This window comes from Pseudomonas sp. NFX1 (assembly GCF_051123555.1).
In the GTDB taxonomy this organism is placed as follows: Bacteria; Pseudomonadota; Gammaproteobacteria; order Pseudomonadales; family Pseudomonadaceae; genus Aquipseudomonas; species Aquipseudomonas capeferrum.
On record NZ_CP169366.1, the window covers coordinates 5,402,045 to 5,416,308 of the forward strand.

Here is a 14,264-nt window from a genome sequence, read left to right on the forward strand (position 1 = left end):
AGTTCGACATGAAGAACTGGTCGTTCGGAAAACTGTTAGGCGTTTTTGCCGGCAGCTTCGTAGCCCTCATCCTCATCGCCGTGATGGTGATGAAGGTGTCGTCGTCGCCCGCCAAAGCCAAGCGCATGACGCCAGCCCAGGCGCAGGCTGCGCAACAGCCGCGGATGGATGTGCTGAGCATTGAGTTGGCCAAGTCCAAGGAGCAGGCGCAAGCCGCCCTCGAGGCCCAGCAGAACAGTGAGAAACAGCTGAAGATCGTGCGTCAGGAGTCCCAGCACAATACCCAGCTGCTGCTCAACCAGATCAAGCAGCTGGATAGCACCCTCTCTGGGCTGAACCAGCGCATGGACTATTTCGAGGCGAGCCGTCAGCGGGTAGACATCGTCAAGCCGCCGCGCAAGGCCCCGGTAGCCACCCCGGCACAAGGGCTTGCCAAAGGCGGCCATGCAATCCCGCAGTCCAGTGGCTACAAGGTGCAGGCGATTGTCGGGCACCGCGCCTGGGTCAAGAGCGGCGAGCGTGAAGACAGCGTAAAAGCCGGCGAAAGATTGCCGCCTGTACAGCGTGAGCTGAATGTACTCGCGGTGGATGGCAACAGTGGCATCGTGGTCACCGCGCCCGCGCTTTAAATAGGGAAATACACATGGCAGCCGGATATGCCGATCTCGTAGATGTGATGGTCAACATCGGTAAAGTCATACCGACGGCGATCATGATGTGCCAGGGTATTGCCGCGCTTATCGGGCTTTACCTGACCTCTGCTGCGTTGGTGGAAATTTGGGGCGTTACCCACGACAACGCATTGAAGTATGTTGCCGGGCGCCAGCGGTTTTCCGTCGGTTCAGCGTGTGTGCAATTGGTCATTGGCTCGATTTTACTGGCCATCGGCACACTGGAGTGGATGGGTATCATGTCGCGCACGTTGACAGGCGATTATGCCAACTCGCGCATGCTGTCTTATTCCTCTTCCGGGAGCACGTTGCAAGCGCAAGCACAACTGGCAACGCTGGCCCTGTTGGGCATCATGCAAGTGGTCGGTTTCATTGCCATGGTGAAAGGCTGGTTGACGGTTAACGGTTATTACAATAATCAAACGCAAGCCGGCTTGGGTACTGCCAGTGGGTGGATTATTGGCGGTATCTTGGCGTGGAACTTCAAATGGTTCAGCGATGTACTCAACAACACAATCGGATTCAATCTGGTTGGACTTTTCACGCCGTGGTCGTAACGGCTTCACGCACTATGAAACCCAAGGAGCGTCACTCATGAAAGCACTCAAAACCCTTAAAGCTGCTTACGATTCGGCCAAAGTTCGCGCAATTACCGCTGCTGTCGGCGCCCTGACCGCGCCGTCGGCATTCGCCATCACCAAGACCGACCTGACCCAGGATACCTCTGGCGGCAAGACGGCCAGCGATGTCATGACCAACATCGACGATACCGCCCAGGGCGGTGCCACGCTGTTGATCTCCCTGGTGTCGATTGGTGGCTTCGTGGTCGTGGCCATGTCGCTGTACACCCTGTGGAAAGCTTCCAAGGACGAGCGTGAAAAGCCCCTGTCCGCCATCGTCGGCCTGTTCATCGGCGGCTTGATGGCGGGTGTCGGTACCGTGATGTGGATCATGCGCAACACCACCGTCGGCTAAGGCTGCGCGCCGCCTACCGTAGCGCGGGGCGCAATGCCCCGCATTCTCAATAACCGTTTCGGGGATTTCAGACGTGAGCGAACAACCCTCTCCTGAGAACAAGGCCGTCAATGTCCCCACCCTGGCAAGTGGCTATCTCAGCCGTACTGCCAACCAGCCGGTATTTGGTGTGCGTCGACCGCTTTGGCGCTCCGACGATGACCAACGCACGTTGCTGAGTGAAGCGAACGCCAAACTTCGCACGGCCGTGTGGCAGCGCGACAACTACACCTGCCGCTTCTGTGGTTTCAAGTCTGCCAAGTATCAGGAACTTCACGCGCTGGATGGCAATGCCGAAAATTGCAGCAAAGAGAATCTCGTCACGGCGTGCAACTTGTGCCGCCAGGTGCATCACCTGGGCGCGTGTGCCATGAACAACACGGGATTTTTCGTGGCCGTGCAGGAACTGACGCAGACCGAAGTCAACCTTATTGCCCGTTGTATTTACGTGAACGAATTACTGGGCGATGTGGCCGTCAACGAGAAGCTGGCCAGCCTGCTGGCGGCGTTCAAGTTTCGTGGCAGCGACACCCTCAAGGAAGTGTATGGCGGTGAACTGATCACCGTGCTTGGCGTGGCAGAAACACTCGCCAGCAAGCACCTGGTCAGTGATGAGGAATACGCCAGGCGTGGTGAGTGGCTGGCCCCGCTGCGCCTGTTTCCCACCAAGAGCGCATTCAAGGACGGGCAACTTGAATACTACGCAACGCATAACCGCGCGCTGTTTTTGCCCGACAGTTGGTCTGCATTGACCGGCCAACTATTCAAGCATTTTGCTTAATGCACCCGAACGCAGAGCTGATCAGCCTCGCCGTTGAGAACGTTATCAAGGGAGAACAAGGACATGTTTAACAAACTCGAGGCGGTGATCCTGACGGTTCTGAGCCAGCTCAAAGCAGACGTGCAGGACTACTGCGATCTGGAGACGGTCGATGGTGGGCAGTCCATCGTCGCCAACGACGGTTCGCTGGCTTCAATCGTGCGCTTCAACGGCACCAAGAGCGTGCTGGGTCGCGAACAGTTCGAACGGCTCGTGAGCTTGCTGGAAGCATCGCTTGCCGTGTACTTCAAGGTGCGCGGTCATCACCTGCAGATTGTCTTCAGCCGTGACCTGGATGCCACCGCGCCGCTGGAGCAGAACGCCTTGCAGCAGGCGGCTACCGCCGAGCGGCTGAACCTGAACGTACGCCACCTGATCAATGAAGGGGTCAAAAAGTACGCGCAGTATGTGTATGACGAAGAATGCTACCTGGTGTTCTGGTCGCGGCCCGCGCTGCTTGACCAGACTGAAAAGACGATGGCCCGCGAAGCCACCAACGAGTTCAGAAAAGCCTCGGACTGGCCCGCTACCGCCGAGGCGCAGAACCTGCTGCGCCCCATCTCCTACCTCAAGGATCGCCACCTTTCCTTCGTCGCCAAGATTACCGAAGACCTGACGTCCCCCGAGTTCGGCTGCTCGGCCGATGTGCTCGACGTCAGCGAAGCGATTCGCGCAATCCGTGCCAAGGTGAACCCCGACATTACTCCGCGTAGCTGGAAGCCTTACATTCCGGGCAGCGCAATCCCGATGCGCTGGAAAGCCAACAACCGCAGCAATGACAAGTCGGAGTTCATGTACCCCACGCTGCCCAGCCAGATCATGGTCACCTCTGGCGAAATTGGCAGTGGGCAGCGCACAAGCCTGCTGCCAGACCCCACCAGCGTTAGGGTCGGCTCGCGGGTGTATGCGCCTTTGCTGATGTCGATTCCGCCGGCAGAGCCGCAGTACTTCAATACCCTGTTCAACAGCCTCAACCGCGCAGAAACCCAGGAAAACGGCGTGTCCAGGGCCTTGCCGTACTCCATGTCGATCATGCTGTCTTCCGATGGCATGAGTGTGCTGGCCTGGAAGAGCTTGTTTGCCCAGCTGCTTTCGGTCACCTCCGAACAGAACCGCAACATCAACCTGGCCACCAAAGAGCTGCGCGAGCGTGTGCGCGACGGCGAGTGCATGGTGAAGCTGCAAATCGCCGCGATGACCTGGTCCAGCCCCGACGAGAAAGGCGTGAAGGAACTTGCGCTGCGCAAATCGAAGCTGTGGCGCACCTTGGAGGCGTGGGGGCAACCGGTATTCATCGAGCGTACCGGCAACCCGATGCAGGCGTTCCAGTCCAACTGCCTGGCCTTGACCACCAAGCATCTCGGCGACCCTGCAGCCGCGCCGCTGGGCGATGCAGTGGCCATGCTGCCGCTGACCCGGCCCGCGTCGCCGTTCCAGGAGGGGTCGACCATCTACCGTAGCCTGGATGGCAAGATCCTCAAGTATCAGCGCTTCTCGTCCCAGCAGACCACATGGATCACCTTGATCGCCGGCAAGCCGGGTTCGGGCAAATCGGTGTTGATGAACAACAACCATTTCGAATCTTGCCTGATGCCGGGCCTGACGGGCCTGCCCTACATCGGCATTACCGATATCGGGATTTCCTCGTCCGGCTTCTGCGACCTGGTTCGCGACAACCTGCCACCCAGGCTTCATCACCTGGTGGTGTACAAACGTTTGCAGAACGCCAGAAAGGACTGCATCAACCCGCTTGATACGCCGCTGGGCCAGCGTTATCCACTGCCAAAGGACCGTGAGTTCAACAAGAACTTCCTGACCATCCTGGTGACGCCGCCCGAGCGCGAAAAGCCTTACGAAGGGATGAGCAACTTTGTGGGGCGCATGGTCGACCTGGCCTACCGACGCAAGGACGACAAGATCGAGCGGGCCAGCCCAGAGACCTACAAGCCCGGGCACAACGATGTGGTGGACACGGCGGTGGCGCAGCTGGGCTTCCGCATTCTTCCTGCCACCACCTACTGGGAACTGGTCGATGCGATGTTCGACGCCGGTATGGTGTACGAAGCCGAGGTGACCCAGCGCTATGCGGTGCCGACCCTCAATGACCTGGTAGCGGTGGCATCGACCGAAGAGGTTCGCGCCGAATACGAAGGCTCCGGTGAGGTGGGGCGCAGCCTGGTCGATGCCTTCATCCTCGGCATCCGCGAATCGGTCGGCGACTTCCCGGTGTTCTCCGACCACACCCGTTTCGATGTGGGCAGTGCCCGCATCGTTGCCCTCGACCTGCAGGACGTGGCGCTGCAGGGCTCTGCTTCGGCCAAGAAACAGACTGCACTGATGTACATGATCGCTCGCCAGTGCTTCATGAAGAAGGTGGCCTTCTCGAAAGAGGACTTCCCCTTCTTCACCGAGAAGTACCTGCCGTTCTACGAGCGTCTGGTCGCCGACCTGGTAGACGAATACAAGGTCATGTGCATGGACGAGTTCCACAAGACAGGCGGCCACTCCGGGCTTCAGGAACAGATGCAGACCGACGGCCGTGAGGCGCGAAAGTGGAACATGGAAATCATCCTGGCTTCCCAGTTGATGGAGGACTTCGGCCCGCTCACCAAGATCGCCACGGCCACGTTCATCCTCGACTCGGGCACCAAGGAAACCCGCGACTGGCTCCGCAAGAACATTGGCCTTTCCGATACCGAAGAACATGCGCTGGTCAATTTCGTCCACGGTGCGAACAAGCACGGCTGTACGTTCCTGGCGCGTTTCGAGACCAAGAACGCCAGTTACAGCCAGCTGTTCACCATGTCTGCCGGGCCGATGCGGCTCTGGGCACTGACCACCACCGCCGAAGACCGCAAGCTGCGCACCATGCTCTACGAGCATATGCCGCGCCCGGATGCGTTGGCGCTGCTTGCCCGACGCTTCCCGTCAGGGGGCTGCAAGGACATGGTCGAGCGGCTCAAGCGCGAAACGTTCAAGGACGTCGAGTTTGTCGATGACGACATGGAGCAGTCCGTGATTGCGCGGATCGCCAAGGATTTGGTCGCTGACTACATCAGCGCCAGTGCATTCGAAGACGTGGTTTAAGGGGGCGACAGATGGCTCAGTACAAGGGCGCATCCCGTCAGCATGAAGTCAGCAGCAGCCGGCGGCGCAAAGATACTCGCCTGGCCGGGCAGCGCTTCAGTGACTTCTTTCAATCTGCCGAAGGTGCGGTGTTCGGTACGTTCGCGTTGCCGATCCTGGCCCTGGTACTGATCAAGGTGCCTTTTTCGGGTGAGCTGCTGTTGCTGCTGGCCTGGGCCTTCAAGCGCAAGTTCGTGGCGGTGGATAACCGGGCGTTCGATTTCCCGTACCGGGTGCCAAAGCTGGCGGATGTCAACGATGGTTCCTACAAGGGCAAGAAGAAGGGCGAGGGTGTCACCCTATTCGGCAACGACCTGGAAACCAAAGAGCAGATCTACGCCGGCGACAGTGACCTGAGGACGCACCAGCTGGTACTGGGCACCACCGGTTCTGGCAAGCCTCAACCCAAGCATGCCAAGGTACTCACGCCGAAGGGCTGGGTTGCGATGGGCCAGGTCAAGGTGGGCGATAGCGTGTGCACACCCGATGGCAAGCACGCCGCTGTGCTGCGGGTGATCGAGCAGGGCATCCAGCCGATCTGGACCATCGCCACGCGCGACGGCCGCCGTGCCCAGGCGACCGGCGACCACCTGTGGCGCGTCCTCAGCCGCGAACCGGACGGCACTGAACAAGCCCATACCGTGACCACCGATGCCATTCGGGCGCTGATGGCCCGTGGCGTCGTGGTGATGCTGCCGAAGGTGCGCAAGAAGCGCGGCACGGCCAAGTTCGACGGTTGGGCAGAGGTCTGGAAAGTCACCGCTGCCGGCCAGGCGCAGTGCCAGTGCATCGAGATCGATCACCCGCACCACCTGTACATCACCGACGACAGCCTGGTCACCCATAACACCGAGCTGTTGCTGGGCATCGTGTTCAACGCACTGGTACAGAACACGGGCTTCATCTATGTCGATGGCAAGGGAGACCCTAAGCTGCAGAAGGAAATATTCCGCCTGTCGCGCTATCTGGGGCGTGAAGACGACCTGTTGATCATCAACTTCATCACCTCTGGCCGCGACTTCGTGGAGAAGCAGGTCGACAAGGTCACCAACAACATGAACATGATGGGGAACACCTCGTCCGGCATGTTGATCGAGCTGATCGTCTCGCTGATGGATGACTCGGGCGGTGGCGGCGACATGTGGAAAGGCCGTGCAATCATGTTCGTGGCGGCGTTGACCCGGCCACTGACCTACCTGCGCGACAAGGGGCACATCAACCTGTCGCCAGAGAAGTACCTTGAATACTTCGAGCTGAACATCATCGAAGAACTGGTGTGGGAACACGGTGGCAAATACGGCGACATGTTCGATGTCATCGTCGCACCGTTGCGCTCGTACCTGCTGACGCTTCCGGGCTATCAGAAAGCCAAGTTGAAGAAGCAGGAAACCAAGACCCTCGAACAGCACGGTTACATCGTGATGCAGCTGGGGCGGATCTTCAACGACCTGACGTTCAACTATGGGCACATCTTCAAGACCCGGGTCGGCGATGTCGATTTCTATGATGTGGTGATCAACCGACGGCTGCTGGTGGTGCTGTTGCCTGCACTGGAGCGGGCACCGGACAGCATGCGCATGCTCGGCAAGATGATCGTCGGCAGCATCAAGCAGATGATGGCCGGCTGCCTGGGTAACCGGGTTGAAGGGGTTGTGCGCGAAATCATCGACAGCCGCCCCACGGGCTCGGAGTTCCCGTTCTATACCATCCTCGATGAATACGGCTATTACGCCGTGGTCGGCTTCGCGGTGGCCCCGGCACAGGCGCGCAGCCTGGGCTTCAGCGTGACGTTTGCCGCGCAGGACTTCTCTTCGCTTAAAAAGTCCAGTGCCGAAGAAGCCGATGCCACCTGGGAAAACACCAACATCCGAGCCGTCGGCCGACTGACTTCAGGTACTGAATCCGAGACCTGGCGGCGCGTGCAGGGTGCGGCGGCGGAGTCTTCGCAGGCCATGGTAGGTAATTTCGAGCGCTCCCCGGGGGGCGCCAATGAAAAACTGCGCCAGTCCGACAATGTCGCGATCGAACAGCGTAGCCGGTTGAACTACGACGACGTCGCCATGCAGGAAAACGGCGAATTCACGTTCCTTATCGGCAAGAAATCGCAGAATGGCAAAACCGGTGGCGTGGCGCTTATCCGCGGCCTTGGCTTCTACACCGCTGGCCCTGCACCCAAAGAAATGCGGATCAACGACTTCATCCCCGTCGAGCCGCCAGAGCCTTCGGACCTGCCTCAGAGCAGGGCGTCGCGCAAGGCGTTTGTCGACAGCCTGAAAGACGGCTCATTCGCCAAGCGGGTGCGCTCGGTGGTGAAGGGCGACCCGACCTTTGCTCGCATGCACAGCGCCTTCGAGCATAACTATGCAGATGCCGACCGGCCTGTGCTTGGCCGCCTGGACACCTCGTTCGCTGTGCTTGGGGCATATCTGTCGGGCAGTTTGCAAAAGCCACCGGCCGCTGCGCCGTTGCCGGTAACGCCAGCGCCTGAGGCCGTGGCGCAGGTTGCTGTTGCGCCTGCACCCACGCCGCAGCCTGACCCGCTGAGCCAGGCGTCGATCGAAGCAAGCCTGCTGGCCGTGGCGGACATGCTCGCTGAGACGGCAGTGGCGCCGGTGGTTGCCGCCCCGGATGAAAAGGTATTGGACGCGGCGTGGGAGGGTGAATTGGCCATTGCCGAGCCGCAGCAGTTGCTCGACATGCAGCTGATGGCGGCCGGCGAGGGCTTTGAATCGTTGTCCGACAAATGGGCCGCGCAGGAGCGGATCCAGACTACCTGCGATGCCATCGCCCGCGAAACGGCCTATGTCATCGCGCCCGAGCCTGAAGCACTCGGCGTGGCAGGGGTACGCAAACAGTTGAGTGACCTGGATGCGCGATGCCGCGAGTTGATCAAGGGGCAGCCAGGCAGCTAAGCGGCAACCCGTTGGTCGGAAGCTGTTTGATGGTTGTGTCATAAATTGACGACGATATAAATCTGACAGATAATCAGAAACTATAATTTCTGCATGCTATGGTGAGGCGATGGGGCTGTTCAGCACAGGGAAGAAAGTAGCGAAGTACGCGTTCATCAAAATGCCGATGGCGGCGTTGGGCGTAAACCAGCTGCGCATGGGCAACCAGCACATCAAGTCGCTGTGGCAGTCGAATTTCAGCCCCGCCTGCCCGGAGTGCGAGCGCGGTGTGCTGCTCAAGGCCGAAGGCGATCACCAGGAGCTTGAACAAAGCCCCAAGGGCAAGATCCGCGTACTGCACAGCTGGGGCTGCAACAACTGCGACTTTGCGTTGTTCGAAGAGGATGACGTCAAAAAGGTCCGGGACCACGCCGCGCGCTATCGCAACGAGCGGGTCAAAGAACAGCTGACGACCATCGAGCGCGATGAGATCGACCGCATCGCCCGCAACCACCGGTTGCATTCCAGGGCCTTTTTCATCGCCAGCGTTGTCGCCATCCTCGGGTTTGTCTACATGCTCGCAACCGGCGCGGGCGTGATGGTGGCCCTGAACTGGCTGTCGATCGGCTTCGCGCTGTGGGTCTTCGGCATGAAGAAGTCCTACCGCTGCTGGCAGGTCTCGACAGGGCAGTTGTTCGTCGAAGGGGCATTCTGGTTCTGGTTCCAGCACCAGAAGTGGATCATCTGAGCATGGCCGGCAAGTGGTTGTACCGCGTAGTCGTCCCGTTGACGCTGTGGCCGGCGCTAGCCCAGGCGGACGACTTTTATGCCGTGCGGCCGGCGGACATCGAATGTGTCGTTCAGGCAGCCCAGCGCCAGGGCGTACCTGCCAATGTGCTGCTGGCCATTTCCAGCAAGGAAAGTGGCAAGAACGGGCAGAGTGTCTCGAACAGCAACGGCACCTTCGACCTTGGCCACTTCCAGATCAACACCACCCATTGGGGCCCGAAAGGCGTGTTCGCCTCATACCCGGCAATCACCAAGTCCGATGTCGCCTGGCGGGGCTGTTACAACGCGGAATTGGCAGCATGGCTGCTGCGCCAGAAGCTCGACGAAAGAAACGGTCAGGATTTCTGGACCCGCGCTGCCAATTACCATTCCCGTACCAAAAAATTCAACGACATCTACAAGAAAGGCCTGATTCCGCTCGCGGTGAAATGGGGCAAGTACCTCGAACAGCAGCGTCACGCCCAGTACGTGGTGAGCTACCAGTAGAACAGGCCACCGCCAGTGCCCGAAGCGCTTGAGCGTAGGGCACGCCGGGTCGATCAGAATGACAACTTCAGGAGTTTTTACATGAAAGGAATGCTCATGGGTGCACGCGGCTGCAAGGCTGGGGGCATGCTGCTTGCGCTGTTTGTGCTGGGCGGGTGCGCAAGCTCTGCCAAACCGACCACCGATGACACCGAGGCCTTTGCCAGCCGCATCATCGCGGACAAGGTGGCCGTGGCAGTCAACTCGCAGCACAACTATGTTTCGTCGCTGACGGCCGACCGCGTCAAAGCGGCCTCCAGGCAGGCTGCGGTCGACACCGACCAGGTGGATATCGACTTCATCGGCAAGCCCCAGGAGCTGTTGCAGACGTTCGCCAGCCGCTATGGCTATGCCTATGTCGAAAGCGGCAAGCGCGTGGACCTCAAGCCGATCAACATCTGGGTGCGTAAAGCCACGCCCATCAACGTGCTCAAGGATGTGGGCGTGCAGATCGACACCGGCGCCGATGTGGTACTCGACAAGAGCACCAACACGCTGCGCCTGATCTACAAGCCCGTACCGCTGGCTTTGGGGAGGGGCTGAACATGGCGATGGACATGCCCCCGATGACCCTCGAAGACGCTGAGCGCCTTTACGACAAGCCGGCTTATGTTCAGCAGCAGGGTGACGCCGGTGATGCCAGGTCGGCCGTGGAAGCCATGCGTGACGAGAAGAACCAGGCCTCGGCGGCCCGCGGCGAGGCCATTCTCGATGCGGCATTGCAGGTGGGGGTAAAGGCTGGCCTGGCGTGGCAGTTGACCAACATCAACAAGGCACTGAAGGAGCGCGAGCGTGAGTTCGATACGGTCTACGACTTCAGCAACCTGATGATCCAGGACCGTGTGGTGCCGCCGGTGATCACCGAGGCGCGCGATCTGTACAACCAGGACGGTGACTACACGCTTCGCCTTTCGGGCGCGTCCTACAAGATCGAGTCGCAGGCACGCTTTTCGTCGGTCCCGCCAAGCTGGCGCGAGTACCTGAGCTTCCCGCTGCCCGCCATGGACCGCACGTCCCTGGTGTCGGCGCTGATGCCACGCTCGGACGAAGAAGAACGCGTGTGGAAATTGGCCGTCCGTGACGGTTGGAAGCAAGGCGTCGAGCAGGCAAACCTGATGCTGACCTATGGTTTCGACCGGATGAACCGCGACATTGATGGCATGCGCCGTTTCAGCACGTTCGCCCGCCACGGCCAGATCACGATGCCGATCATTTCCGGTGCCGCGATCCCTGTCACCAAAGAGGGGCAGACCATGGCGGTGGACGAGACCCTGCTGCGCATCACCGCGTTGCCGCAGTTCAATGACAACATGAATGTATGGCGCAGTTCGATTGCAACGTCGACCGCAGCCGACCCTGTGCGCAGGCCGCCGGCACCGCGTGCACCCAGCCCGGCGCCGGCGCCTGGTGTTTCCAGCCAGCCCGGTGCGGCCAAGGCTTTTGCCGTGCCCGGTGGTGGTGAGCTGCGCACCCAGCCTTCGGGCAGAGAAGGCGGGCCGCAATGAAGCAGGACTTTCACGATGACGTGATGATGCTGGAACCCGGTGCGATGATCGAGCGCCTGGAACGGCTGACCAGTTATGAAGACCCCTTTCGCTTCGACCGTGCCGAGCAGTTCAAGGCGATGATGCTGGAAACGCTGAGCCATGGCGTCAGCGACATCTTCATCCAGCCCGCATTGCCGGTCGTGGTGAAGAAGTACGGCCGTCTGTATGCGGTCACCCGCCGTGCGCTGGATGTCGGGGAGGTCAACGAGCTGCTCAAGATGGCCGCCAACCGCGACACAGCCACCACCGATATCGTGTCCGGTACTGCGGTCAACGAGCGCTACGAGTTGTTCGACCCGCAGCGCAAGGATGCCCGCGGTGCTCGGCTGCGTTATGCCTACCGGGTCAACGCCTCGCCCATTGCCTGCCATGGCGATACGTCCTGCCAGATCGTCATCCGGGCGATCCCCGACGACCCACCGCGGATTCAGGACGTAGGCCTGAGCGAAGACATCGTGAGGATGGCCACGCCGCGTGACGGCATCGTGTATATCGCGGGGGCGACCGGCCATGGCAAGACCACCACCTTTGCCGCCATCAACCGCTTCATTCTTGAAAATGACACGCCGATCAAGGGCAACCTGATCAGCCACGAAGAGCCCATCGAATTTACGTACGAAAAGATTCAGAGCAAGCATTCGATTTTCGTGCAGTCGCAGATCCCTACGCACTTCAAAGACTTCTACAGGGCCAACCGTGAGGCCATGCGGCGTGCGCCCGGCCTGTGTGTGATCGGTGAATTGCGTGACCAGGAAACCATTCGGGCGGCGGTCGAGCTGTCGCTGACAGGCCACCCGGTGTTCGGCACGGTTCACGCCAAGGATGTCGCGGCGATCATGCGCAGGATGATCTCCCGCTTTCCCGAACAGGAGCGGGCGACCGCGATTTACGACCTGGTCGATACCAGCCGGTTCATGATGGCGCAGAAGCTCGTGCCCACGGTTGATGGCAAGCGGACGGCGGCCCGTTCCTGGCTGCGGTTCACCGAGCAGGTACGCGACACCTTGATGGACTTGACCGACATGGGCCGTGTGACCCAGCGGGTCGCCGAATTCGTGCGTGAGGAAGGGCATACCTTTGCTGCTGAAGCAGATCGCCTGCTGGCAGCAGGTTTGATCAGCGAGTCGACCGCCCGCGATCTGCGGCACGGTTGAGCTGGGAGCGCCCTGTAATGGCATTGCAAACGAGATTTTGGAGGGGTTATGGCAAAGGGACGGTACCACTGGAGCAGAAGCGCGCCGCCGGCACGCTTTTTCGTCATCAACGCAAGCGCCGCCTTGCCTTGGTTGATGTTGCTGCTGGTGCCAGCGTTGTGGAAGTTTCTGCTGCCGTTGGCGCTGTGCATGACGTTCGGCCTGGTCTACATCGAAGTCGTGAAAAAAATGACCGTGCGCGCGGTGTTTCGCCAGGCCGGGGTTTTCCTGGTAGGGCGGGTGCGTACCACGCACAACATTCTCAAAGAACTGGTCAGGTAGAAAGCACGTTGCACAGGGCTGGCGCATGGCTTGGCGGCGCTGCGGGTGTGAAGGCATTTTTGGCCCATGGAGGCGTTGAATGAAACAGCAAGGCGGTGGGCAAAGAAGCTTTACCTGGGATGACCCCGCCGTGCTCATCGGCATCATCCTGGTGCTGTACCTGGGGGGCTGGGGCGCGTGGTCTTTCGCCCATGACAAGATTGCGACTGTCTATGTCTACATCCGTTACGTGGAGCTCTGGCTGTTGAGCGTTGCGGGCGAATTCGCGGCGCTTCCGGGTATTGCTTCGATCAACCAATGGGTCGGGCGGATGTGTGCGCCGGACGGAATTGTCGGCGCTTGCCAGCGCGATTTTTCGACGGTGGCATGGAGTGAAATCACCTCGTCTTCCCTGGTGGTGAACGGGTTCCTGCTTGTGGTGATGGTGGTGCTGTCGGTGCGCATGTTCATCCGCATCAACAAGACCCACCCCAAACTCAAATTCACCAAGACGCACAACATCAAGAGTTATGTGCAAGAGAGCAAGGCGCAGTACCCGCACCTGCGCATGTTCGCGGAGCTCGACCTGATTGCTCAGCCGCTTGATCATCCGGTATTCGGCATGTCGCAGACATCCCGCCAGTTTGCCTATGAGCACCTGCTGATCAGCGGGTGGGCAGAGCAGGCGGACCGCAGCTGGGCGCCTACCCTGGATCGTGAAAAAGCCACCGAGGTGATGCGTCGTCAGTTGGGCCAGCACTGGACCCGGGTGGGTAACCTGACCCCTGCCGAAACCCTGCTGGTGGCCATCGCGCTACCCCGCGTGGTTGCCACGGATGCTGCGCTGGACGACGCCGCCTTCAAGGCGGCCATGGCCGACAGTGATTACATGATTGCCTGGTGCTGGGACCAGTTCAAAGCGCCTTCAGGCAAGGGCAGCAAGGGGCAGGGTGCGCCCGAACCTTATGCGTGGTTGAAACCTGAAGTGCCGCTGGAAGTGCCGCGGGCGATCATTCAGAAGTACATCAAGCACCCTAACGCAAGCGCGATCCTGCACGCCCATGCGTTTGTCAGAACCATCATTTTCGCCATGTTCTTCCAGGCGCGGCGCCTGGGGGTATTGCCACCGGCCGAGATGCGCTGGTTGCGTTTCTTCGATCGGGACATGTGGTACGCCCTGCAGACCATCGGGCGCCAGGCGAGCTTCCCGGAGGCGCCGGGGATCCTGTCGCACTTCCTTTACGAGTGCAAAGCGGGTGTGTCGCTGGCAGAGCCTCAGCTCGACAGGGCAGTCAATGGCCTTGAGCAAGCCATGTCGGCGTACAAGTACCTTGATGCCGACAAGAAACGCTACGAGACGATGCAACAGGAGAAGCATGCTGCGGCGCAGGCTGCGACCCTCGCTGAGGTTGCGCCCTGACGCTGCG

Annotated in this window: 13 protein-coding genes; all 13 read left to right on the plus strand. The window is 60.2% G+C overall.

The features are described from left to right. The first annotated feature begins 8 nt into the window (after nt 1-8). The 13 genes from DJ563_RS24295 to DJ563_RS24355 all read left to right on the plus strand — a co-directional run bounded on the left by DJ563_RS24295 (nt 9) and on the right by DJ563_RS24355 (nt 14,257). Entirely contained in the window at nt 9-629 is a 621-nt protein-coding gene (locus tag DJ563_RS24295; protein WP_095063841.1) for a type IV secretion protein DotF, read from the plus strand. A gap of 14 nt (nt 630-643) precedes the next feature. After that, nucleotides 644-1,228: a type IV secretion protein DotIE gene (locus tag DJ563_RS24300; protein ID WP_095063840.1), complete on the plus strand. Its 585-nt coding sequence runs from the start codon at nt 644-646 to the stop codon at nt 1,226-1,228. A gap of 37 nt (nt 1,229-1,265) precedes the next feature. Then, nucleotides 1,266-1,646 carry a hypothetical protein gene (locus tag DJ563_RS24305; protein ID WP_095063839.1) on the plus strand — a complete coding sequence of 127 codons (381 nt, stop codon included), beginning with the start codon at nt 1,266-1,268 and terminating at the stop codon, nt 1,644-1,646. 73 nt (nt 1,647-1,719) lie between these two features. Further along, nucleotides 1,720-2,466 (plus strand): HNH endonuclease, encoded by a 747-nt coding sequence (locus DJ563_RS24310; protein ID WP_434518471.1) that lies wholly within the window; start codon nt 1,720-1,722, stop codon nt 2,464-2,466. 63 nt (nt 2,467-2,529) lie between these two features. Next, nucleotides 2,530-5,592: a type IV secretion protein DotO gene (locus tag DJ563_RS24315; protein WP_095063837.1), complete on the plus strand. Its 3,063-nt coding sequence runs from the start codon at nt 2,530-2,532 to the stop codon at nt 5,590-5,592. Nucleotides 5,593-5,603: 11 nt separating this feature from the next. Continuing rightward, nucleotides 5,604-8,543 carry a TraM recognition domain-containing protein gene (locus DJ563_RS24320; protein WP_434518472.1) on the plus strand — a complete coding sequence of 980 codons (2,940 nt, stop codon included), beginning with the start codon at nt 5,604-5,606 and terminating at the stop codon, nt 8,541-8,543. Between the two features lie 109 nt (nt 8,544-8,652). Beyond that, entirely contained in the window at nt 8,653-9,270 is a 618-nt protein-coding gene (locus tag DJ563_RS24325) for a hypothetical protein (RefSeq protein ID WP_434518473.1), read from the plus strand. Nucleotides 9,271-9,272: 2 nt separating this feature from the next. Further along, the gene (locus DJ563_RS24330) at nt 9,273-9,797 is read left to right on the plus strand and encodes a transglycosylase SLT domain-containing protein (protein WP_227696470.1); all 525 of its coding nucleotides are present in this window, start codon (nt 9,273-9,275) and stop codon (nt 9,795-9,797) included. An 81-nt stretch (nt 9,798-9,878) separates the two neighbouring features. Then, nucleotides 9,879-10,379 carry a DotD/TraH family lipoprotein gene (locus tag DJ563_RS24335; RefSeq protein ID WP_227696469.1) on the plus strand — a complete coding sequence of 167 codons (501 nt, stop codon included), beginning with the start codon at nt 9,879-9,881 and terminating at the stop codon, nt 10,377-10,379. A gap of 14 nt (nt 10,380-10,393) precedes the next feature. Further along, entirely contained in the window at nt 10,394-11,341 is a 948-nt protein-coding gene (locus DJ563_RS24340; protein WP_434518474.1) for a type IV secretory system conjugative DNA transfer family protein, read from the plus strand. Then, nucleotides 11,338-12,537 carry an ATPase, T2SS/T4P/T4SS family gene (locus tag DJ563_RS24345; protein WP_095063833.1) on the plus strand — a complete coding sequence of 400 codons (1,200 nt, stop codon included), beginning with the start codon at nt 11,338-11,340 and terminating at the stop codon, nt 12,535-12,537. The genes DJ563_RS24340 and DJ563_RS24345 overlap by 4 nt, the downstream gene beginning before the upstream one ends. A gap of 48 nt (nt 12,538-12,585) precedes the next feature. Then, complete coding sequence (locus DJ563_RS24350; protein WP_095063832.1) at nt 12,586-12,858, plus strand: hypothetical protein; 273 nt, start codon at nt 12,586-12,588, stop codon at nt 12,856-12,858. 79 nt (nt 12,859-12,937) lie between these two features. Then, on the plus strand, nt 12,938-14,257 hold the full coding sequence (locus DJ563_RS24355; RefSeq protein ID WP_434518475.1) for a secretion/conjugation apparatus DotM-related subunit: 1,320 nt from the start codon (nt 12,938-12,940) through the stop codon (nt 14,255-14,257). Nucleotides 14,258-14,264: the final 7 nt, after the last annotated feature.

What these genes read in the sequence shown, in the direction of transcription:
- DJ563_RS24340 (WP_434518474.1), top strand. Translation starts at nt 10,394, where the DNA reads ATGCCCCCGATGACCCTCGAAGACGCTGAGCGCCTTTACGACAAGCCG.
- DJ563_RS24325 (WP_434518473.1), top strand. Translation starts at nt 8,653, where the DNA reads ATGGGGCTGTTCAGCACAGGGAAGAAAGTAGCGAAGTACGCGTTCATC.
- DJ563_RS24300 (WP_095063840.1), top strand. Translation starts at nt 644, where the DNA reads ATGGCAGCCGGATATGCCGATCTCGTAGATGTGATGGTCAACATCGGT.
- DJ563_RS24355 (WP_434518475.1), top strand. Translation starts at nt 12,938, where the DNA reads ATGAAACAGCAAGGCGGTGGGCAAAGAAGCTTTACCTGGGATGACCCC.
- DJ563_RS24350 (WP_095063832.1), top strand. Translation starts at nt 12,586, where the DNA reads ATGGCAAAGGGACGGTACCACTGGAGCAGAAGCGCGCCGCCGGCACGC.
- DJ563_RS24315 (WP_095063837.1), top strand. Translation starts at nt 2,530, where the DNA reads ATGTTTAACAAACTCGAGGCGGTGATCCTGACGGTTCTGAGCCAGCTC.
- DJ563_RS24320 (WP_434518472.1), top strand. Translation starts at nt 5,604, where the DNA reads ATGGCTCAGTACAAGGGCGCATCCCGTCAGCATGAAGTCAGCAGCAGC.
- DJ563_RS24335 (WP_227696469.1), top strand. Translation starts at nt 9,879, where the DNA reads ATGAAAGGAATGCTCATGGGTGCACGCGGCTGCAAGGCTGGGGGCATG.
- DJ563_RS24330 (WP_227696470.1), top strand. Translation starts at nt 9,273, where the DNA reads ATGGCCGGCAAGTGGTTGTACCGCGTAGTCGTCCCGTTGACGCTGTGG.
- DJ563_RS24305 (WP_095063839.1), top strand. Translation starts at nt 1,266, where the DNA reads ATGAAAGCACTCAAAACCCTTAAAGCTGCTTACGATTCGGCCAAAGTT.
- DJ563_RS24295 (WP_095063841.1), top strand. Translation starts at nt 9, where the DNA reads ATGAAGAACTGGTCGTTCGGAAAACTGTTAGGCGTTTTTGCCGGCAGC.
- DJ563_RS24345 (WP_095063833.1), top strand. Translation starts at nt 11,338, where the DNA reads ATGAAGCAGGACTTTCACGATGACGTGATGATGCTGGAACCCGGTGCG.